We start from the raw sequence: 21,182 nt of genomic DNA on the forward strand, positions 1-21,182 counted from the left end.
ATTCCTTGATCAGCGGCACGATCTTGTTCGTTACGTTCGAAATCATCGTCGGCGAAACGTCGACACCATATAGCTGAAGCAGATGATCTTGAATTTCGCGGGTGCTGACGCCTTTGGCGTAGAGCGCGATAATCTGGTCCTCGATGCCGGTTACGTTCGATTGATGCTTCCGGACGACGAGCGGTTCAAACTCGCCTTGGCGATCTCTGGGAACCGCAATCTCCTGCTCGCCGTACTCGCTCGTGATCGTCTTCTTGCTTTTTCCATTGCGGCTATTTCGGGTCTGCTTGTTCTGCACGTCATGCTTCGTATAGCCCAGATGCGTGTCCATCTCGGCTTCCAGCATCTCCTGCAATGTCTCGGCAAACAGGTCTTTCAAAGCATTTTGTGCATCCTGTGCGGTGACCAGGTTATTCTCCTTAATGAAAGCCCGTAGTTGTTCTTTTGACCAAAGTCCCATGTATTCTCCCAACCTTTCTATGACTTCCATTTTACTGGGTTTAGGAGTTTACACAAACTATTTTACAGACTCGCTGATATAGCTACTCTCAAGTACTATTTCTTTTCTGATTGTGTGTACCATCACTTGTGGTACGGTTCTCCGCGCTGTCTGTAACGGCATGCTTTCATTTTAACTAGTAACCGTAACACGAAAAAGAGGCGATACCTATCGCCTCTTCAAAAACCTGTACCTCTGTGAACTCGATATGATATAACTGCTTCTTCTAATTCTTTGAGTGCAGTAATTACCTGCTCATGCCTGCCTTCTTCATACTCCAACAGTTCTAAATTATATGTTTTTTTCATAACCTGCTTAATAGAATTATGTCTTCCTCTAGGGGTTAATGCATAATGAGGCATTGAACTTTTCGCAGCAATATTAGCATTCTCAAGAAGCAGGTTAATGTCAGGATCATTAAGTCCACTTCCGATAAACAACAGGGTATGTGTTAAAAACAACGCATCTAGTATGCTAAAAAAAGAAGGATAATCGTTTCTAGCTTCAAAATATTTTGACCTTGTTAAGACCACACGTGATGGGTCAGCTACACAACCATGGGCCTTAAGTATAACTCTTCTGTTAGATCGTAAATCATTCAATGCATGTGATTCGTAATATTTACAAACGTTATAGCTTTCGTAAGCACCCCCATGTAAGCAATAGTTATCATATATTTGATCATAATTAGTGGTGATGACAATTTTGGGGTCAATTTTCAGTAGTATTTTATGAATATCTGATGGTTGATATCTAGGATGTTGAAATTCTCTTAATATTAAATCTCTAAAATCACCATCATACATATGATCTCTCATTACTTGTGCAGCATCTAAGTAAGAACTAGATTCAACTAACTCCCTAGCTTCTTGTTTAGCTCGTTCATCCCACATCAAATCAATACCCGTAAAAAGGAATCCTTTCCAATCTTTTGGCCTTTGACCATTTTGAGCTACAGACGAAGCAGAAGCTCCTGCACCTAGAATAATAATGCATCTTCTTTCAGCGACTTCAGCAACTAAAGATTCTGGCCAGAATATTCTCTGTCCTTGGGTTCCCGGTATCATAATGGACATTTTATTCACCGAACCCTATATTAGTAAGTAGCTTCATTGATATAGACTCTAGCATTTCTTTGTATTCTTCAATTTGGCTGTACTGGGCTCCAACAATTCCATCTTTACTAGTCAGTTTAAATATAGGTGCGTTTGCACTTTGACTTAATGGAACAAGAGAATATAAGTGAGGAATATCACCCAATTTAAAGATCTCTTGTGAGATTAAATCATCAGTGGGAAGCTCAGATCCAATGAACTCCCTTAAATTAATTACTACCTGTGATGGTATAGCCTGAAGGATATTTTCGAAGGCCTTAGTTGGACGCCTCTCTCCTCCAGAAACCTTTGTTATGTATTGCTGAACGGTATAGCCTGCAAATCTAGCTTGCTCACTTAGGCTCTCGAGTATTTTACCCCTTGTAATAAACTTATTTAACATTTCCTCATTACGTTGCCTTACCGCATTTATCCCAGTTTCATAAGTTTTATGCCAATCATTCAACCATCCGGAAATATTCTTTACGCCCATGATACTAAAAGTATCGCACCCCATTGGAGTAACAAAAAAGTTACATCCAATTAAGATGCTTCTATTCAGCGCACCTAGACTAGGACCAACATCATAGATAATCAAATCATAATCCTTCTCTAGTGATTTATTTAATTGATAGCACCAATTAGATTTTCGTAACCCGCCTAATTCAGTTCCAATTATCTCAAGCCACGCTCTACTTAACAAATCCTCCAAAAGGGATAATCTTGGGTGTCCTGGCAAGATATCTATATTAAACCTATTTGAGTCCTTTCCAAGTGGCTTTATGGTTGTATTAATTTCAACTTCTCCCTCTTCAAATGGCTCCAGCACTTGGAACAGGGTATCAAAACTTAAATTTTCATAATCCTCTAACATTTCGGGAGGCAAAATACTCTGGGTTGCATTACATTGTGGGTCCGCATCAATAAGTAATACTCGCAACCCAGAGTTTGAAAAAAAAGAAGAAATATTACTTACTAAAGTTGTTTTTCCTACCCCGCCCTTGTTATTAAAGAAACAAATACTTATCATAATTTCCTCCACAAAGTATTCTATTAATAATAGAATACTTTGAAGGGCACAGTAGTTTCAAGAACTTCATCAAAATTTGTCCAAACTTGCCGTTATTTATGATACGGTTCAGCGTGTCATTCTGAAGGCGAAAAATTTAGGGCGGCCGATCTTCTTAGCGGCCCTACCCTTGCCCCTGACGGAAACTCAAACCTCCTCCAGACGGACAGCGCGGTGCTCCCTCGCCGAACGGTTGGAGGCTTCCATTAGCTTCGTCAGATCCAAAGCCAGACGAATGTTCTCTTCCGCCAGCGTACCGTTGTGTATATGGCCGACCCATTGTTCGAATGCGTTTTCACGGTTTGGCGGTATCGGCAGCTCCTGCCACTTGCCGGCGAATTCTTCGCCTTTGAGGCTGGTCACAAGCAGCAGCTTCGCTTCCGGCGTTCCGTACAGCAGCGAGCCTTCGGTACCGTGCACCTCGATCGTAAACGGCGAGAAGCTGTTCACAAAGCCCGTTTCCGCAATGCCGACAGCTCCGGATTTTGTCTGAAGCAGGACGACCGCATTATCCTCAACCTGCTTGCCGGTGACATAACCAAACTGCGCAGACACCTCTTCCGGCGCTTCGCCCAGGAACAGCAGGTTCAAATAGATCGGATGGCAGCCCAGGTCGATCAAGGCTCCCCCGCAGTAATCCTCCAGGCTGTAGAAATGCTCCGGAAGCCAGCCTGCGATCGCTCCATTGTGGGATAATCGGACACGGGTCTGCGTGATCCGCCCGAGCAGCCCTTCCGCCAATACGTCCTGAATTGCCAGCGTGTACCCGTCATTCAGCCGGGGCAGCGACACCATCAGCTTCACGCCGTTCTTCTGCACCTCGTCCAGGATGTCATTCGCTTCCCTAAGCGTAGGAGCAAGCACTTTTTCCGTAAAAATATGTTTGCCCGCTCGTGCAGCCTTGGTCATCACCTCCCGGTGCATCCGGGTTGGCGCGCTGACAATGACCGCGTCGATATCGCTTGCAAGCATCTCATCCAGCGAAGCGTAAAAAGGAACTCCCAGCTTTCCGGCCTCTTCCTGGCCTCTTGCCGGATCCTCATCCCATACCGCAACGATCCCGGTATCGGGATGAGCCAGAGCCTCATTCGTATAATCCCATGCATGCACATGCCAATAGCTGATTTTGCCGATACGTATGGATGCCACCCGCAAATCCTCCTCTTTTTCCCAAAATAAGGATTATTTAGGCTAATGTAGCACATTTTTTCCGTCTCAAATAGCGCTTCCGGTTATAAATTTGTGGCGGTTGAAAGATATGGCTTAAAGGGACGGCAGCAAAGGGGAAATCGCTTGCAAACGTAAAAAGAGAAGCCGCCCGGCAGCCTTTGCTCGCAAGCCGCTCGTGATACCGTAATAACGGTTAGGCACTCTAGGCATTCACCCATTCCAGCCGCAGTGAATAACGTATCTTTAACAAGACTGTATTAGCCAGGAGGAATCCGCATGGAATATTACGTAAAAGTAGAACCAAACGTAAAAGTTTATGTTGAAGACGTTGACCCGGGGGGAGGAAAGCCGATCCTCTTTATACACGGCTGGCCGGCGAACCACAACCTGTTTGAATACCAGTTTGATGTGCTTCCCGGAATGGGGTACCGGTGTATCGGCCTTGATCTCAGAGGGTTTGGCAAGTCCGACAGACCTTGGAGGGGTTACTCGTATGACCGGCTGGCTGACGATGTGCGGGCCGTGGTAGATGCACTTGGACTCCAAAATTTCACGCTTGCCGGACACTCCGTAGGGGGCGCGATCGCCATCCGCTACATGGCCCGTCATCAAGGACACGGGGTATCCAAACTGGCTTTATTCGCGGCGGCTGCTCCGAGCTTCACGCAGCGGCCCGATTTCCCCTATGGACTACCTAAGGAAGATGTAAATCGTTTAATACAGGATACCTATCATGACCGGCCGAAAATGCTGGAGGGGTTCGGGGACATGTTCTTCTTCCAGCATGTGACCGAACCGTTCTCGGACTGGTTTTTCCAAATGGGACTCAAGGCGGCAGGCTGGTCAACTGCAGCGGTTCTGGCTTCGTTAAGGGACGAGAAACTGTTCGCCGATCTGGAGACGATACACGTCCCAACCCTGATCCTGCATGGCGTTCATGACCGAATATGTCTGTTCCCGCTCGCCATGGCGCAGCATAAAGGCATTAAAACCTCCAGGCTTATCCCGTTTGAAAACAGCGGCCACGGGCTAATGTGGGAAGAGCGCGATGCCTTTAACAAACGGTTGGCCGACTTTATCGGGTAAAAAATAGAGCTGCCCATGGCCCATAAGGTGAAGTTTCGCCTGGGCGGCCCCTTTGCTATTGCGCCTGAGTCTATCGGCTACACGCCTGCCTTGGCCAGCATGCTGCGGGCAATCCATACGCCAGCCGCTCCAGCCTGGGCCAGCCCGCGTGTGATCCCGGCTCCGTCGCCACCGCAGAACAGGCCGCCGATCTCCGTCTCCAGCTGCTCCGTCAGCTTCGGACGGGCGGAATAGAACTTCGCTTCGACCCCGTAGAACAGCGTGTGTTCGGACGCGATGCCCGGCGTGACCTTGTCGAGCGCTTCCACCATTTCGATCAAGCTCTTCATTGTGTTATAAGGAAGCACGAGTCCAAGGTCGCCCGGTACAGCCTCCTTCAAGGTCGGCTCCAGAAACCCTTCCGCGATCCGCGCCTTTGTCGAGCGGCGCCCGCGCATAATGTCGCCGAATTTCTGCACGATGACGCCGCCATTTGACAAGTCGTTGGCCCGCCGGCAAATTTCGCGTGCGTACTCGTTCGGCTTGTCGAACGGCTCCGTAAAAGCGTGGGACACCAGCAGCGCGAAATTCGTATTGGAAGAACCGAGAGCCGGGTCCTTGAACGAGTGCCCGTTCGCTGCCATCACGCCGCTGTGATTCTCCACAACCACATGGCCTGACGGATTGCTGCAGAACGTGCGGACCCGGGTACCTACCGAAGTGTTAAAGATAAACTTGCCTTCATACAGATTCTCGTTGATTTCCCGCATCACCACATCGCTTGTCTCCACCCGGACCCCGACGTCCACCTGGTTGTTGTACATTTTGAGCCGGCGCTTCTTCAGAATGTCCGTCAGCCACGCCGAGCCGTCCCGTCCCGGAGCGACCATGACCAGATCCGCTTCATACGTCTCCCCGTTCTTCAGCGTGACCCCCTGAATCCGGTAGCCCTCCCCTTCCTTCACGGTCACGATATCCTGGACTTCCGCCTTGAACATCATGTCAATGCGGGGGTTCAAATACTCGTAAATCGACTTCAGAATTTCCAGGTTTTGCTCGGTTCCGAGGTGGCGAACCTCCGCCCGCAGCAGCTTGAGCCCTGCCGCATACCCGCGCTGCTCGATTTCGCGGATTTTATCGGTCAGCGGATCGGTGATTGTGGTAGTCGCTCCATGCTTCAGATTCAGCGCATCGACATAACGGATCAGTTCCAGCACCCTGGAAGGCGCCAGATAATCGGTCAGCCAGCCGCCGAATTCAGTTGTAATGTTAAACTTGCCGTCGCTGTAAGCGCCCGCCCCGCCAAATCCGGCTGTAATCGAACATGCGGGCAGACAGCCGGCAAATTCCTTGCGTCCCGCCGGAGGCGGGCAAAACTGAATCTTCTCTTCCAGAATCGGACAGCGGCGGCGGTAAATATCGTGTCCTTTATCAATCAGCAGCACCTTGAAATGCGGCGCTTTGAGGCTCAGTTCATAACAGGCGAAGATCCCGGCGGGTCCAGCTCCAACTACAATTGCATCATATCGGCTCATCGTCTTCATCGTTCCCCCTAAAGTTGAGCATTTTCGAAAAAACAAAAATCCCGGCTATATACAGGTATGCAGAGCACCCTATTCGTAGCCAGGAATTCATGGTTCCTTAGTAGAAACCCTCAAGTCCATATTACCTGAGGATATACGAACGATTCGGTTTATTTGTTGATGATGTGTAGCAACATAACGAATAATACACACAATATCCGAATATGTCAAATGATAAAAGGGAGATTATTCGTTTTCCATATCAGATACAAGCATTTTTCGAAATAAATTAGGGTATAAGTCCTTGAAACACGAACATTCTTATCTGCCGATCAATATCCAGCTCCACTTCCATCTTCTCGCCATTTTATAAAAAGCCCAAGACAAGAAGAGGACGACCGCTCCACCAAGCAGGGTCAAATAATGATAATACTGCCCGTACCTGTCAACCACGGCCATTCTCCAATAGTGCAGAAGCAAAGGATGGATCAGAAAAATGGCGAAAGACCCGGCGCCGATCGCCGAAAGCGCTCTGGCCAAGGCCCCGGTCAAATGCAGGGATAGAAAACGGGCCGCGAGCAGCAGCGCTAAGCTGGCCGACACGGTGAACACGCAGTAGATGATAAAGTTCAGATACATTTTGTAGGGGAGAAGCGCCGGAACCCATTCATAATACAATCTGCCTGCGAATACGTAACACAGCCCGCTGCCGATGAACACAAAAAAAAACAGCCCTGCCCATTTTCGCAGCTTTCCCATCGCATTTTCGTAGCCCATCCCCATCAGCGCGCCAAGAGAAAACTGCAGGAAATAGGTGATGAAGACATCTCCGGACTGCCAGTGGAGAAGGTGTAGATTCAGGAAATAAAAGCAGGCCTGAAACACAAACACAAACGGGATGAGTTGCCTCGCCATCTTTATTGACCTTACAGCCATGAGCAGCAGCGGGAACAGAATATAAAACTGGCTCAACATAATGAAATAATACAGATGTTCATAATTCTGTCCGGTCACAAGACTCAGGAAAAACTGTCCTAGGTTTAAGAACGGCAGCCTGCCGCGCTCAATTTCCATGATCAGAAAATAGATAAAGGACCATAGAGCATAAGGAACGAATATCAACAAAAGCCTTTTTCTATAGAATGTGCCGATCCAGGAACGCGATCTCCGTTCAGGACTCCAATAATTGTAGAACAACACCAATCCGCTCAGAAAAATAAACGCCGGAACAGCAAACTGGCTAATCCCGTTCCAAAAGGTGTAAAAAATAGCCGCCGCGCTGTCTGGCTCCCTCCTCATCCTTACGACGGGATAGGAGGTCATATGGATGACAACCACAGCCAAAATGCCGAACGCTCTGTAAAAATCCAGATCATGTATTCTCGGTTTGACGGATACATTCATACGACCCCTCCCTTTGGAGAACCTTCCATTTAATTTATGCCAGCAAGCAGTTATAAATCAATTAACCAAAAGACACCGCGCCAAAACGCACCAAATCTTTACACCTCATCGATCCAGACAGTTTTGGCCAGGTAGGATTCCCTTTTCCCTTCAGGCATACTTGGGAGCGCCGGCTTTCCGATGTATAGGAACCCAAGCATTTTCCCTTTGTCGCTAAGTCCAAAATGCTTGTTCATGATCGGGTGATAGGCAGGCTCTCCCGTTCTCCAAACGGAAGCGAGTCCAAGCCCATGCGCTTCAAGCAGCATGTTCTGGATCGCGGCAAACACCGCCCCGTATTCCTCAAGCTCAATGACGCCCTCCTTCTCTGTCGGCTCGACGGCTACGGCGATAACCAGCGGGGCGCGTTTTGCCTTGTCCAGCGCCTTGGATTCGAGTTTATCCAGCTCTTCCGCTTCTACGGCTCCGGCCTCAGCCTTGGCGATTTCCGCAAGCGCCAGTCCAAGCTTCTTCCTTCCCTCGCCCCGGAGCACAAAGAATTTCCACGGCTCTGTCCGGCGATGGTTAGGCGCCCAGGTTCCCGCCTCCAGAATCCGCTCGATGGATTCCCGCGGCACCTCCTCTTCGGACACTCTTCCAATACTTCTGCGGGTACGGATGGCTTCAAATATATTCAATCAGATCATTCCTTTCCAAGTTTTATTTTGCATAATTTTAGACTATTATCTGCCATGCATATTCGTCAACCTCTCATCTTAAACTGGGAATGGAATCGCTATCATCTCTTCTCTATTTGTTCTATAATTATTATCAAACTGGGATTAAAGGAGTGATCTATCCATGAACATGCCGCTGCAGCAAAGAGGCATCCCGGCAAGCCGACTTTCGCTGGGATGTATGGGATTTGGGGGTGAATGGGACGCAAGCAAGCCTATTACCGGTGAACATGTCAAGCAGGCTCACGAAGCGGTTGAAGCCGCTCTCGGAGCGGGCATCCATTTTTTTGACCATGCCAATATCTACACCCGGGGAAAGGCCGAGAAAGTGTTCGGACAAGTGCTTAAAGAGCGCCCGGGCTTAAGGGAACAAATCATCATCCAATCCAAATGCGGCATTCGCCTGTATGACGGCGACGACGAAGCGCCCGGACGTTATGATTTCTCTAAAGAACATATTATTGCAAGCGTTGACGATTCGCTGAAGCGGCTTGGCATTCCTTATCTGGATATATTGCTGCTGCACCGCCCCGACCCCCTGATGGACCGTTATGAGGTCGCCGAAGCGCTGCATCAGCTTAAATTCTCCGGCAAGGTTCGCTACTTCGGGGTGTCCAATATGAGCGCCGGGCAAATCAGGCTGCTGCAGTCCGCCCTGGGCGAGCCTTTGATCGTAAACCAGTTGGAGATGAGCCTGCTCAAGGCCGGCTTTGTGGAAACCGGCGTGAACGTCAATCAGGCTGTTGCCGCGGACAATGTTTTTCCGGAGGGGACGCTGGAATATTGCCAGCTTGAGAACATCCAGCTGCAAGCGTGGAGTCCGCTGGCCCAGGGCTTGTTCTCCGGCCGCTCCACGGCAGACCAGAGCGAAGCCGTTCAGAACACAGCGGCGCTTGTCAAACGCTATGCCGAGGAGAAGAACACCGCTCCCGAAGCAATTGTGCTCGCCTGGCTGCTGAAGCATCCGGCACAGATCCAGCCGGTCATCGGCACGGTGAATCCGCAGCGTATCGCCGCTTGCGGGGAAGCGGTCCATGTAACCCTTACCCGTGAAGAATGGTACAAGCTCTTCATTACGTCCAGAGGCAGAGCGATGGCTTGACCTCTCGTAATGGCTGGCTGGGCAGCTGAATGGCTGAATGAATTGATGCAATAGCCATATGGGGCGACATTGGCGTACACGAACACGAAAAGGCGGGACAGGCTTAAGGCTTGTCCCGCCGCAGAATATGAAACAAATGATCCACCGAACGCAAGGCGTACTCTTTCAGGATCAGCTCGCCTCCCTTAAGCAGGGCCAGACAGGGAACGCTCTCGATGCGCCATCGCTCCCTTAGAACAGGCGAGTAATTGATATTGACTTTAAATAGCGGGACAGCCTTTCCGGTAGCTTCAACAATATCCAGCATCCTCTCTCCCAGTTGGCAGGTTCCGCAGAGCGGCGTGAAGAGCAATACGCCCTCTTGTTCCTGCCGGTGATCCAGGCGAAGCAAAAGCTCCTGTTCGGAAAGTTCCTTCAGAGGCATTTTTAGGTTCCAATCCCTTCATATAAAAGAATCGAACATATCGAGATGGCGGCCGTTCCCGGCTTTACTAGCCGGTGACTTCCAGTATTGTGGCAGCAATACGGCCTAATGGAACTACATGGTCTACGCAGTTGTATTCGATCGCCGCCCTTGGCATTCCAAATACAACGCAGGAATCCTTCGCCTCCGCGATTGTGGATGCCGATCCGGATTCCTTGGCGAGCAGCATGCCTTTGGCCCCGTCGCTTCCCATTCCGGTCATAATGACGTAATGCCTTTTTAGCCGATTCAGCCTCACAACGGATTCGTATAAAACATCAACGGATGGCCGGTGGCCATTCCGCTGAGGGTCCTGATTCAATTTAATTTTATACTCGCCGCCTGCTTCCTGTACAGTCATGTGATAATTGCCGGGGGCGATATACACCGTCCCTCCATATATCGTCTCGCCGTCTGCTGCCTCCACGACCCGAACGCTTGACGAGGCGTCAAGCCTTTGGGCCAATGACTTCGTAAATGTGGGCGGCATATGCTGAACGACCAGAACCGGGTATGGGAAACCGGCAGGCAGCGCTCCGATCACTTCAGACAGCGCCCTTGGTCCCCCTGTCGAGGTTCCGATCGCGATCATTTGGCTGAAGCTCTTTCTTGCAGCCGCTCCGTTCGCAAGTGGGCGGCTGATCGAAGCCGCTCTCTGAGCTACCTGCCGATATCGCAGCCTCGGCTTTAGGGCCGCCAGCGGGGTTTCGGCGGCGGATTTGATTTTAAGCAGAATTTCGCCCTTCACCCGGTACAAATCCGCAGAGGTGGAGCCTGAAGGCTTTTGAATAAAATCAACGGCTCCGAGTTCAAGAGCCAGGATCGTTTCGTTAGCGCCTTCCTGTGTCAAGGAGCTCAGCATGACTACGGGAGCCGGGCATTTCTTCATGATCTGCTCCAGCGCATCCAAGCCGTTCATGACCGGCATTTCGACATCCATCGTAATGACATCAGGCCGCAGCTTGCTCGCCATATGGACGGCTTCCTCGCCGTTGCAAGCCATTCCCGCCACCTGCAGCAGCGGGTCTTCCTCTATAAAGCGTGCAATGAGCTTGCGCATAAACAGGGAATCATCGACGACAAGAACCCTGATCTTTGCCATCTACATACCACTCTTCTCTGTTATAGTTTTCCTGGTGTTTGGTGCTTAATAGCTTACCGGGTTTGAAAAATGGAGACGGAACGGTTCAATTCTTCCGCCAGATTCGCCAGGGATTGGGCTGTCGCTGCCGTCTCTTCGCTGCTGGCCGCCGCTTCTTCGGTGGTCGCGGATATCACTTCGATCGAGGACAGCACCTCCGAAGACTGGGCTGCCTGCTGCTCGCTCGCAGCGGCGATTTCCCCCACTTTGCTTGCGGATTCGTTAACCATCGCCAGTATATTATCAAATGCTTCCCCGGTTTTCTGCGAGAATAGGACCCCTTCGCTCACAGCTTGCACGCTTTGTCTCGTATTCTCCTGCATGCCCTTAATGATCGCCGTGATTTGTTTGGTCGCTTCACCGCTTCGTTCGGCGAGCTTCCGCACTTCATCGGCCACCACGGCAAATCCCCGGCCCTGATCGCCTGCACGCGCGGCCTCGATGGCCGCGTTCAAAGCGAGCAGATTCGTCTGTTCGGCGATATCGTCAATCACCTCAATAATATCGCCGATCTGGTTCGAATCATTTTCCAGTCTGGATACCTGTTCGCTTACCAAAGTCATGCCTTCAATGGAGGTTCTGACTACCTTTCCTCCCTCTTGCGCAATGCTCATCGTTGTATTGGATAAGTCCGCAGCCTGCTCAGCGCTGATGGCGACAGAGTTGATCGCTTCGGACAGTTCCTTGAACAGCTCGGCCATCGTCTGGGCCGATTGAGCCTGACTCGCGTTGCCGCTGGCGATTTCCTCGGTGCTCGCCGAGATTTGCTGAGACGCCGCTGAAACATTTTCGGCGGAATTCTGAATGCTCCCGACGGTGCCGCGAAGCTTCATAACCATGTCGTTCACCGAAGCCGCCAGCTGTCCAACCTCATCTTTCGTATCGATATCCAGCGTCTCCCGCAAATCGCCTTCCGCAACCTGGCCAACCAGTTTGACGGTGCGGTTTAAAGGCCGGGCTATGATTTGGGCGATATAGATTCCGAATCCGATGCTGACTGCAAACGAAACGGCGATAATCAGGATGGTCATGTTCCGGGATGACAGAAAGGCCTTGTCTCCGCTTTCTCTCGTTTGATCCGCTATATTGGTGTTCAGAGCGACCAGGTCATCCATGACCTTCGAAAACTCGGTTCCGGTTTTATTTATTTCGCCTTGCAGCAAAGCTATAAATCCTTGGGTGTCGTTGGCATTGTTGAGCTGAATAGCCTTCTCCAAAGATTGACTGTAAGCTTTCCAGGCAGGGTCAAATTTCTTTAAAAGTTCCTCCTCAGGAGGAGTCAGCCGGGTTTGGCGGTATCGATTCACCTTTCCCAGCAATTGGGCTTGCAAGCTTTTAATCTGGTCCTCATACTGCCGGTTTTCCTCTGCCGAACGGGCAATCATGCTCATATCCCTTGCAGCTATACGGATCTGATGGTATACGGCCTGTGCGGACGAAAGTTCGGCGATGGGAACCAAATTGTTATTATACATGTTCCCCATCCTGCTGTTCATTTTCCCCAAATTGTTCAGTCCAACTAATCCGACAAAGGTCAAAATCAATGCTATGCACAAAAAAGCGGATATTAACTTTACAGACGTTCTCAGATTATAAAACCACTTCACCTTCATCTACTCCCGTTCATGTTTATTGACAAACATATATCCACTCGTGTAAAATCACTGTTCCCTAAAATTTGTATCCGCCGGTTGGGTTGAACAAAGCGGATATTTCGAGAATGAGCGCAACATTGCCGTCCCCCAAAATCGTAGCTCCGGCAATGCCGTCGACTTTGCCTATATAAGAACCGAGCGACTTGATTACGATCTCCTGATTGCCTATCAACTCATCTACGACCAGAGCCAGCCGCTTCTCCGCCAATCCGACGATAATCAGGGGGATGTGATTTTTTCCGGTCCTGTGGAAATCCGGATGGACAGGATCGTTCATATCGACGACCGGGATGACCTGCTTGCGCAGAACGATCACCGGGCGGCCGTGCACGTTTTTAATATCCTGAGCCGTCACCCGCACAATCTCGGCAATGCTGCTCATCGGGACAATCAGCGTCTGATTCATCACCTTGACCAGCAAACCGGAGATAATGGCAAGCGTAAGCGGCAGTCTGATTTTGAACCGTGTCCCTTGCCCTGGCGATGTCTCGATATCAATCAGCCCGTTCAGCTTCTCGATATGGCTGCGGACGATGTCCATGCCGACGCCTCGGCCCGAGACATCGCTGACCGACTGCGCCGTAGAGAAACCGGGCCGAAAGATCAGATTGACAGCTTCGCGTTCGCTGAGCAGTTCGGCTTCTTCCTCCCGAATCATCCCTTTTCTCAATGCCGAGGCTTTGATCTTTGCAGCGTCAATTCCTTTCCCGTCGTCCTCGACATAGATCACGACCTGATTATCCTCGTGGGCTGCGCGAATGGTTAGCGTGCCTTTACGGGATTTCCCCAGCTTCTCCCTCAGTTCCGGACTCTCCAGACCGTGATCGACCGCATTTCGAATCAGATGGATCAGCGGATCCGCGATTTCTTCGATCAGGGTCCGGTCCAATTCCGTTTCCTTGCCTTCCATGACCAGGTCCAGTTCCTTGCCGAGACTTCGGGACAAATCCCGGATCATTCGCGGAAACCGGTTAAAGAGCTGCTCAATAGGCAGCATTCTGGCCTTCATGACGCTTTCCTGCAGGTCGCTGATAATCCGGTGGATGTGATCCGAGACATGGCCCAGCTCGCTCACCGATTCATCCTGAAATCTCTGCCTTTGCTTCCGTTCAATCTGCTCAATGCGGGTCTGGTCGATCACCAGCTCGCCTACCAGATTCATCAGGTGGTCCAGCCGGTCCACGCTGACACGAATCGTTGTCGACTTGGATTTTTCCACGGGCTGGGTCCCACTTTGTCCCGCTGTTTTTTCCACAGCTACGGCCGCAGGGATCGTCATATCTTCTCTATCAAAAGGCTCGGGCACCAAGTGAACGCCAGCCACATCCACCAGCCTCGTAAGACGGGCCTTCAGTTCCTCCGCCTCCAGATTTCCTGCAAAAAGAAAGGTCAAGACCAGCGATTCGACATAGCCTTCGTCCAGACTCTCGGCTTCAGGCGAAGCCATCAGCACATCCCCCCATTCCGTAAGCATGGAATGGATGACATAAGCTCTGGCGCCCTGAATGACGCATTCGGGTGCTATGCCGATTTGAATCCAATAAACGCGCTTGCCTTTCTCCTGCATTTCCTGCACTTTGAGCCGGGTGGAGAGCGTCTGCTCCGGAAGGGGCCGCCTGAAACTGTCCGCCCCGAAAGCTGCCTCGTCATCAGTCGGAATAGCCTTGTCGCCGGACGATTCGCTGGGCGGCTCACTGGGCGATTCGCCGGACGACCGGCCGAACGCTTCAAGTTCCAGCAAGCAGCTAGTAATATCAACGAAGCTTGCATCATGCTGCTCCATGTCAAGCTTCATCTGCTTCAGAATGTCCATCGATTTGAACAACAGATCGATCAGCGGCGGGGTGACACTTCTCTTCTTGCTCCTGACCTGGTCGAGCAGATGTTCCATCTGATGGGTGAGCCGCTGCATCTCCCCAAGCCCCATTGCGGCTGAGGAACCCTTTAGCGTATGGGCTGCCCGAAACAGGGTTTGCACGACTTCGCCGGAGTCTCCGCATTGCTCCAGCTGCAAAATCACTTCATCCATAAGCTGAAGCTGCTCCTCCAGCTCCTCCAGAAATACCTCTTTATACTCTGCCAGCATGCGGCATCACTCCTCATGAAGCAGAACTTCATCCAGTTTTAGAATCCCGACCAGGGCGCTGCCGTTCAAACCGATTCCGACGAAAAAGTTGCCATCGATTCCTCCAACGCGATCCGGAGGCGGCTGAATATCGGTAAAGGTTGTCACCTTGCTGACCCGGTCGACGATGATGCCGACCGTATCCTCGCGGTGATGGACGACCACGATCCGGCTTGTTTTGGAGTAGGGCTTGTCCGCCATCTCAAACATGGCGCGAAGGCTGAGAACAGGTACGATTTTTCCCCTTAAGTTGATTACGCCTTTCACATAAGGTTTCACGTTCGGAATTTGAGTAATGTCCTGCATCTTGATAATTTCGTGAATCTCCTGGATCCGGATCGCATACTGCTCATTCTCAATGCCGAATTCCACATATTGTTCCTGTACTGCCGCTTGCATGATTCCACCTTCCTTGAGGGCTAGCTAGAGCGATAAAATCCTCGACAAATTTCGCAAAAATGACATTGAAATGCCGCTGATTGTCGAACGGGATCTCTCGCGCTGTGACCGAAATAATATAGCAACCTGAGTATCCGGGAACCCCGGAACTAATAAGCGTTAAAGGTTAAAAAACCGCGCACCGCTTGGACTTTCAACCCTAATAATAAAATTAACGCCCCCATCTGTAACCGAAAATGTATTGCGGAGGAGCGCAAATCTTTTTGCGGGATCACGCTGCAGCCGAACTAAAAAAGCCCGGGAATCGAGCGGAAACGATTGTCGGGCTTTGTCTGCTTTTGTTGATAGGTATCGGAAAATAAATTAACCCATTTTTCCCATATTATGAGTTAAATTATAGCAGTTCATTTTCTCCCCCCTTAGAATACCTATTATGGAATTTTCAGAAATATCCATCTTTAAGGAGGTTTGCCTATGAAACGGCTCCCATTGTTCCTTCCTATGCTGCTCCTATTATTGATTACTGCTTCCTGCTACCCAAACACCTCCAGTACTCAGAAAGTCTCTTCAGAGAAAAAAATCGGAACCGATTCTCGGAAGACACCTGCCCTGCTTACGGCCGAACAAAAATTGGAAGATTTTGAGTATATGTATCAGCTGATCGAGGAAAATTACCCTTTCCTGAAGGTGAATCAGCGCTCATACGGCATAGACTGGCTCGGGAATAAAGAGAAGTACCGCAGCATGGTGGCAGAGACCAAAGATGATAGGGCCTTTTATCGGACCATGAACTTGATTTTGGAAGATTTGCATAACGGGCATACTGCCATGTTTGATACAAAAGCTTATCTGTATTACAAGAGCTTATTGGAACAATTAGAGGATCACGAGCCCTGGCTGGATGAAATGAACAAGGAGAACGTCAAAGCTAGATATTTGGTAAACAAGGCACCTTCTGTATCGAAGCAAGTTTCTTCTGAAATTCGTCAATCTTATCCACTAGTATCCACAGAAATTATCGATAAGAACAAAGTGGCCTATTTGCGCATTCCTACTCTAGATTACTTTCAAGTTTCCATAGATATGGAGGTCATTCGTCCTTTCCTTCAGGAGGTACGAAATTATGACACCTTAATCATTGACATTCGCGGTAACGGCGGCGGGGACAGCAGCTACTGGAGCGACAATCTAGTCCCGATGTTGATCAATGAACCCGTTACATGGCACTATTACCTGCTATATCGCGGAGGAGCATTTGCTGAACCCTTTTTAAGGGCAAAATTACGGGATAGCTATAAGTCCTTAAAACCGATTGAGGAAATTCAGGAGTATCATCTGCCCCATCTCCCGCCCGAGACATTTACGGACTTCAAGAAGTTCGAACCTCATACGGAAACGATAACTCCAAAGAACTCCGTTGGTTTTCATGGAAAGATTTATATGATTGTTGATAAATCGGTCTTCTCTTCGTCAGAAAGATGGGCCTGCTTCGCAGAGGAGACAAAATGGGCCACACTCGTTGGGGAGCAAACGCTCGGAGACGGCTTAGGGTGGGAAAGCCCGATCGTGGCTCTTCCAAACAGCGGTTTTGTATTTCGCATGCGGCTGATGATGGGACTTAAAGCTGACGGAACCGTCGACGATGAGACCAAGACTACCCCCTCAATCCTTGCACCCGGAGAGCCCGTGTGGCCCTTGTCGGACGACCCGGCTGTCAAAGCCGTGCTGAAGGCGGAAGCCAAGCGATTAAATAATCCCGTTCATTAGGCAAGTATCCCCACTCAATCGAACCTTTTATTTCGTGCCTAAAGATCAAAAATTAAAAGAGCGTCCTGCAGCAGTGAAAACTGCTCGGGACAGCCCCTCTTCTCGTCCATCCGGACTTCACCTATCAGGTTTAAAACTGTTCGTTCCAGGCTGAACGGCCCATTTCAAGCCAAAACCCTTGAATGTTCCCGCCCTGCGATAAGGCGGGAAGGCGCGTCAAGCCTCTTCTTGCCCACGAGACGTCAACAGCTCGAACGCCCTCAAATAGCTGAGCGAGGAGTAGCCTGTGCCGAAGTCATCCATGGCTATGCCGATCCCCATAGCCCGAAGCTGGTCCAGCTTGCCCACAAGAGACTTGCGGTCCGACGAATCCATAAAAATAGACTCCGTAATTTCAATCTCCAAAAATTCCGGCTGAAGGCCGACTTCCTCCAATATCCCCGACAAGGTCTCCATAAAGTCTTCCTGCTTCAGTTGCATCACGGAGATATTGACCGAAATTTTACAATCCGCATAGCTCTGTTCGTGCACTTTCTTCAGAAAAGCGCATGCGGTAAGCAGTACCCATTCGCCGATCGCCAGGATCAGCCTGCTGTCTTCGGCAATTCGAATAAACTTGTCAGGCGATACCCTTCCGAGCTCGGGGCTATCCCAACGCAGCAGCGCCTCGAACCCTATTATTTTTCGGCAATCTGCATCAATTTGAGGTTGGTAGTATAGCTGAAACTCGTCATGATCAAGCGCCGAGAGCAGATGCGTTTCAATCTTCATCCTTTCCAGAAGCTCAACCTTCATGGAGTGGTCATATACTCTAAAAGAGCCTTTGCCTGATTTTTTGGCATGATACAAGGCGACGTCCGCATTCTTGATCAATTCCTCCGGATTGTTCGCATGCTCCGGATAGAAAGCAATCCCCATGCTGATCGAGATATGCAGCTCGCTCTGCCTGATGGTGAAAGGCAATTTGAAGCCCTTCACCAGCTGCATGGCTAATTGAAAGACGTCATCTTGCCCCTTGGCCTCTTTAACCAGCACCACAAATTCGTCGCCGCCCAGCCGAAAAATGATCGCCTCCGGCGGAATAAGCGATTTCAGCCTTGTGCCGGCCTCCCTGATCAGCAAATCCCCCCATTTATGGCCGAGCGTGTCATTAATATTCTTGAAGTTGTCGGTATCTATGAACAGCAGTGCTGCCTTCCGTCCGGGACTGGAAAAATAACGGTCCATCTCCTCCAGCAGATAGACCCGGTTCGGCAAGCCGCTGAGCGAGTCATAATATGCCATTTTGTGCAGCATTTCTTCTTTCTCCCGAAGACGGTCCCTGCTGTCGACGAGCAGGTCATACTGCTGTTTCAGTTCATCCTGTGTAGCTGCGAGTTCCCCATATGTAGTCTCAAGCTCCTTGTAGCTGCTGCGCAGGCGCAGCTCATAGTTCTTCTGTTCGGTAATGTCGATCAGAGAACCCGCAAATCGGATGGGTTCACCCTGTTCATTGCGCAGCGCTTTGCCTCGCACCTGAAGCCATCTGTAATCACCGTCACCGGTCCGCATCCGGTATTCGGCGTTATAGGAAGGCGTCTTCCCTTCCAGATGGTCCCGGCGCGCTTTCTCCGCCTCTTCTGCATCATCGGGGTGAACCAGGGCCAGCAGCTCCGCTTCAGGATAAAGGTCCTCCCTTTCCTCATAGCCCAGAAGCTCGTACCACCGGCTGGACACATAATAATCCATTGTGCTGAAATCCGCTTCCCAGATAATCGCTCCTGATCCTTCATGGGCGAGATAAAGCCGCTCCTCGCTTATTTTCAGGCTTTCCTGGCTCGCCGCCAGTTCTTCAAACTGCTGTCTCAGTTCCGCTTGCGTTTCGGCGAGATCATGATAGGCTCGCTGCAGCCCGGAATAGCCCTTTTGCAGCTTTCTTTCGATTTCTTTCCGATCCATTATTTTGACTCCGCTCAGCACGAACGCTTCAGCCTGTCCTGCCGTATTCCGGACCACCGAGGTCCGCAGCAGAAGGCAGTGCTCCTGTCCGGACGGATCCGTAAAGATGGCTTCCCTGGAATCCATCAAATGAAAATTCATAGCCTCTTTCATAGCCCCGGCCAACAGTTCAAATCCGGAACCTGCCATGCCGAGCTGCTCAAAGTTTGAAGCAAACATCTCTTTCCCGGACAACCCGGTAAGTTTTTCCGCTTGGATATTGAAGTAAACGGTCCTGCCGTTCGGCCTTACAGCCCACACCAACATATCGGTGTGATTCAAAACCTCTTTGGCGAATTCTCTCTCCGCCCGCACTTCTTTGCGAAGACGATTATGGTATAGCTTCATCAGTGCAAGACTTGCAAGTAGAGCTATAACCAACCCCATACAGATATTTGACATAAATTCATATACTTGGTATTTCTTTTCTTCTCCGGGTAAGCCGCTGAGCAACTTGGCAAGGCCGTTCCTGGACAATACTGCTGCCGACGATGCCGGCAGAACTGATTTCAAAATCAAAATGTGCATAAAATCCTCCTACCCTGCACTGAAACCTTTTCCAAAAGCTGTTTTTTGAAGAATCCCAATCATTATACCGTGCATTTCCAGCCAAAAGAAACCATTTTTCGCATATAAAAAAACATAATGGGGCGCAAAATAACCCGACAAAGCGAGGCTTCCACTTCAAGGCGGATTCAGGTACTTTACTTCGGACCCCGGAAACTTGCAAACAATTATAATAAAAGCTGACGCCGGTTGAGTACCGACGCCAGCTTGCCGCTTAGAGGCTTTTTTTTCAGAGTAGTCCTCGGCGATTCTAGGAAAATACGATAACTCCCCACTTTCAGGTAGGACCGTCTTTTTATTTACTTGCAAGCCTACGCCGCAAATCAAAACGGCTGCCCTCTTCATGGCAGCCGTTTCTCTTTCCAGCCGCAGACCCGCTGCGCCCGGCGTAATAAATTTAATTTCTGACATCGATTATTCGGAGCGGTATAGCTGGCCGCATGCCGCGTTAATGTCCGATCCGAATTGAGTTCGGACCGTGATGCTGATACCCTTTGACTTCAAGATCCGAACAAACGCTTTAATCCGACTAGGATCAGATTGCCGATAGCTGTCTGGCGTAACTTCGGTCGAATTGAATGGAATCAGGTTAACGTGGTAGAGATGTTCCCCAGGTCCCCTTCCCCTTAACAACTCGGCAACTGCTTCCGCATGCGCCGTCGAGTCGTTGACTCCTCGAAGAAGAATATACGCAATATACACCTTTCTCCCTGTATGCCGGATGTGACGATCCAATGCCTTCAGCACGTCGCGGACTGGGAATCGGTCGTTGATCGGCATCAGCTCGCTTCGCTGATCGTCAAACGGCGAATGCAGCGAGAAGGTTAGACTGACCTGCGGAAACTCCCGTGTCAGCTTGTCGATCCCCGGCAACAGGCCGATCGTGGAAATCGTAATTCGTCGATGTCCTAAACCAAAGAGATGCGGGTCGGTCAAAATCGTTATTGCATCAAAAATATGCGGGTTGGCGAGCGCCTCCCCCATGCCCATGAATGAGACGCTGTCCAAGGCGTGGCCGTTCAAGCGAAAGTGCAGCAATTGGTCGGTAATTTCGTCGGCGGTCAGATTTCGTTTCAGGCCGATGGTACCGGTGGCGCAAAACCTGCACCCGAATCCGCAGCCGCACTGCGTGGAAATACAATACGATTTCCACCCCCGCTCATAAGTAAGTCGCACGGCCTCCACGCGTTCGTCGCCCGCTATGGCAAACAGCACCTTGTTGACCTGTTTCGACGTGAGTTCCTTTACCGGAACGATGCTGCAGACGTTCGGACCAAGCATCCGGGTCAACTCGTCGCGCAAAAATTTGGGCAGTATGGTCATCCGTTCGTATTCGCTGACGTTTTGCTTGAAAATCGCGTCCATAATCTGAGCATACCGATACTCGGGCTGCTTGAAGTCGGACAACATTCGCCGAATCGTTTCATATTTCGAGGTTATTCTCAT

General features: G+C 50.2%; 17 protein-coding genes and 1 riboswitch. Of the genes, 3 read left to right on the plus strand and 14 right to left on the minus strand.

Annotation, left to right across the window (positions count from 1 at the left end):
* The 4 genes from K7397_RS07110 to K7397_RS07125 form a co-directional block, all read right to left on the minus strand.
* A partial coding sequence (locus tag K7397_RS07110) for a transposase (protein WP_223067260.1) occupies window positions 1-460 on the minus strand: 460 nt, incomplete at its 3' end.
* Between the two features lie 218 nt (window positions 461-678).
* Entirely contained in the window at window positions 679-1,575 is an 897-nt protein-coding gene (locus K7397_RS07115; RefSeq protein WP_223067261.1) for an SIR2 family protein, read from the minus strand.
* Between the two features lies 1 nt (window position 1,576).
* Window positions 1,577-2,623, minus strand: coding sequence for a ParA family protein (locus K7397_RS07120; protein WP_223067262.1), 1,047 nt, complete (start codon window positions 2,621-2,623; stop codon window positions 1,577-1,579).
* A 186-nt stretch (window positions 2,624-2,809) separates the two neighbouring features.
* On the minus strand, window positions 2,810-3,811 hold the full coding sequence (locus K7397_RS07125; RefSeq protein ID WP_223067263.1) for a Gfo/Idh/MocA family protein: 1,002 nt from the start codon (window positions 3,809-3,811) through the stop codon (window positions 2,810-2,812).
* A 297-nt stretch (window positions 3,812-4,108) separates the two neighbouring features.
* Between K7397_RS07125 and K7397_RS07130 the strand changes: the two genes are divergently transcribed.
* The gene (locus K7397_RS07130; protein ID WP_223067264.1) at window positions 4,109-4,918 is read left to right on the plus strand and encodes an alpha/beta fold hydrolase; all 810 of its coding nucleotides are present in this window, start codon (window positions 4,109-4,111) and stop codon (window positions 4,916-4,918) included.
* Between the two features lie 77 nt (window positions 4,919-4,995).
* On the opposite strand, the gene K7397_RS07135 is transcribed toward K7397_RS07130, so the two are convergent.
* From K7397_RS07135 to K7397_RS07145, 3 genes are all read right to left on the minus strand, one after another.
* Window positions 4,996-6,432, minus strand: a complete 1,437-nt coding sequence (locus K7397_RS07135) for an NAD(P)/FAD-dependent oxidoreductase (protein ID WP_223067358.1) — start codon at window positions 6,430-6,432, stop codon at window positions 4,996-4,998.
* A 65-nt stretch (window positions 6,433-6,497) separates the two neighbouring features.
* Window positions 6,498-6,600, minus strand: a riboswitch (purine riboswitch).
* A gap of 141 nt (window positions 6,601-6,741) precedes the next feature.
* Window positions 6,742-7,824: an acyltransferase gene (locus tag K7397_RS07140; RefSeq protein WP_223067265.1), complete on the minus strand. Its 1,083-nt coding sequence runs from the start codon at window positions 7,822-7,824 to the stop codon at window positions 6,742-6,744.
* A 98-nt stretch (window positions 7,825-7,922) separates the two neighbouring features.
* The gene (locus K7397_RS07145; RefSeq protein ID WP_223067266.1) at window positions 7,923-8,501 is read right to left on the minus strand and encodes a nitroreductase family protein; all 579 of its coding nucleotides are present in this window, start codon (window positions 8,499-8,501) and stop codon (window positions 7,923-7,925) included.
* 163 nt (window positions 8,502-8,664) lie between these two features.
* Between K7397_RS07145 and K7397_RS07150 the strand changes: the two genes are divergently transcribed.
* Complete coding sequence (locus K7397_RS07150; RefSeq protein WP_223067267.1) at window positions 8,665-9,642, plus strand: aldo/keto reductase; 978 nt, start codon at window positions 8,665-8,667, stop codon at window positions 9,640-9,642.
* A 103-nt stretch (window positions 9,643-9,745) separates the two neighbouring features.
* Here the strand turns inward: K7397_RS07150 and K7397_RS07155 are convergent, their stop codons facing one another.
* The 5 genes from K7397_RS07155 to K7397_RS07175 all read right to left on the minus strand — a co-directional run bounded on the left by K7397_RS07155 (window position 9,746) and on the right by K7397_RS07175 (window position 15,425).
* Window positions 9,746-10,066: a thioredoxin family protein gene (locus tag K7397_RS07155; protein WP_223067268.1), complete on the minus strand. Its 321-nt coding sequence runs from the start codon at window positions 10,064-10,066 to the stop codon at window positions 9,746-9,748.
* A 67-nt stretch (window positions 10,067-10,133) separates the two neighbouring features.
* Complete coding sequence (locus tag K7397_RS07160) at window positions 10,134-11,207, minus strand: protein-glutamate methylesterase/protein-glutamine glutaminase (RefSeq protein WP_223067269.1); 1,074 nt, start codon at window positions 11,205-11,207, stop codon at window positions 10,134-10,136.
* A gap of 53 nt (window positions 11,208-11,260) precedes the next feature.
* Entirely contained in the window at window positions 11,261-12,859 is a 1,599-nt protein-coding gene (locus K7397_RS07165; protein WP_237690745.1) for a methyl-accepting chemotaxis protein, read from the minus strand.
* Between the two features lie 58 nt (window positions 12,860-12,917).
* A complete protein-coding gene (locus K7397_RS07170; protein WP_223067271.1) occupies window positions 12,918-14,987 on the minus strand; it encodes a chemotaxis protein CheA in 2,070 nt (689 codons plus the stop codon).
* A gap of 6 nt (window positions 14,988-14,993) precedes the next feature.
* Window positions 14,994-15,425 carry a chemotaxis protein CheW gene (locus K7397_RS07175; RefSeq protein ID WP_223067272.1) on the minus strand — a complete coding sequence of 144 codons (432 nt, stop codon included), beginning with the start codon at window positions 15,423-15,425 and terminating at the stop codon, window positions 14,994-14,996.
* A gap of 474 nt (window positions 15,426-15,899) precedes the next feature.
* Between K7397_RS07175 and K7397_RS07180 the strand changes: the two genes are divergently transcribed.
* Window positions 15,900-17,192: a S41 family peptidase gene (locus K7397_RS07180; RefSeq protein WP_223067273.1), complete on the plus strand. Its 1,293-nt coding sequence runs from the start codon at window positions 15,900-15,902 to the stop codon at window positions 17,190-17,192.
* 216 nt (window positions 17,193-17,408) lie between these two features.
* Here the strand turns inward: K7397_RS07180 and K7397_RS07185 are convergent, their stop codons facing one another.
* Together K7397_RS07185 and K7397_RS07190 are read right to left on the minus strand one after the other, a co-directional pair.
* On the minus strand, window positions 17,409-19,697 hold the full coding sequence (locus tag K7397_RS07185; protein WP_223067274.1) for a sensor domain-containing protein: 2,289 nt from the start codon (window positions 19,695-19,697) through the stop codon (window positions 17,409-17,411).
* A 453-nt stretch (window positions 19,698-20,150) separates the two neighbouring features.
* Window positions 20,151-21,182, minus strand: coding sequence for a Cfr family 23S rRNA (adenine(2503)-C(8))-methyltransferase (locus K7397_RS07190; protein ID WP_223067275.1), 1,032 nt, complete (start codon window positions 21,180-21,182; stop codon window positions 20,151-20,153).

The organism is Paenibacillus caui (genome assembly GCF_019904135.1).
GTDB lineage: Bacteria > Bacillota > Bacilli > Paenibacillales > Paenibacillaceae > Fontibacillus > Fontibacillus caui.

What these genes read in the sequence shown, in the direction of transcription:
- K7397_RS07115 (WP_223067261.1), bottom strand. Translation starts at nt 1,575, where the DNA reads ATGTCCATTATGATACCGGGAACCCAAGGACAGAGAATATTCTGGCCA.
- K7397_RS07120 (WP_223067262.1), bottom strand. Translation starts at nt 2,623, where the DNA reads ATGATAAGTATTTGTTTCTTTAATAACAAGGGCGGGGTAGGAAAAACA.
- K7397_RS07130 (WP_223067264.1), top strand. Translation starts at nt 4,109, where the DNA reads ATGGAATATTACGTAAAAGTAGAACCAAACGTAAAAGTTTATGTTGAA.
- K7397_RS07135 (WP_223067358.1), bottom strand. Translation starts at nt 6,432, where the DNA reads ATGAGCCGATATGATGCAATTGTAGTTGGAGCTGGACCCGCCGGGATC.
- K7397_RS07140 (WP_223067265.1), bottom strand. Translation starts at nt 7,824, where the DNA reads ATGAATGTATCCGTCAAACCGAGAATACATGATCTGGATTTTTACAGA.
- K7397_RS07150 (WP_223067267.1), top strand. Translation starts at nt 8,665, where the DNA reads ATGAACATGCCGCTGCAGCAAAGAGGCATCCCGGCAAGCCGACTTTCG.
- K7397_RS07155 (WP_223067268.1), bottom strand. Translation starts at nt 10,066, where the DNA reads ATGCCTCTGAAGGAACTTTCCGAACAGGAGCTTTTGCTTCGCCTGGAT.
- K7397_RS07160 (WP_223067269.1), bottom strand. Translation starts at nt 11,207, where the DNA reads ATGGCAAAGATCAGGGTTCTTGTCGTCGATGATTCCCTGTTTATGCGC.
- K7397_RS07165 (WP_237690745.1), bottom strand. Translation starts at nt 12,859, where the DNA reads ATGAAGGTGAAGTGGTTTTATAATCTGAGAACGTCTGTAAAGTTAATA.
- K7397_RS07170 (WP_223067271.1), bottom strand. Translation starts at nt 14,987, where the DNA reads ATGCTGGCAGAGTATAAAGAGGTATTTCTGGAGGAGCTGGAGGAGCAG.
- K7397_RS07175 (WP_223067272.1), bottom strand. Translation starts at nt 15,425, where the DNA reads ATGCAAGCGGCAGTACAGGAACAATATGTGGAATTCGGCATTGAGAAT.
- K7397_RS07180 (WP_223067273.1), top strand. Translation starts at nt 15,900, where the DNA reads ATGAAACGGCTCCCATTGTTCCTTCCTATGCTGCTCCTATTATTGATT.
- K7397_RS07185 (WP_223067274.1), bottom strand. Translation starts at nt 19,697, where the DNA reads ATGCACATTTTGATTTTGAAATCAGTTCTGCCGGCATCGTCGGCAGCA.
- K7397_RS07190 (WP_223067275.1), bottom strand. Translation starts at nt 21,182, where the DNA reads ATGAGAATAACCTCGAAATATGAAACGATTCGGCGAATGTTGTCCGAC.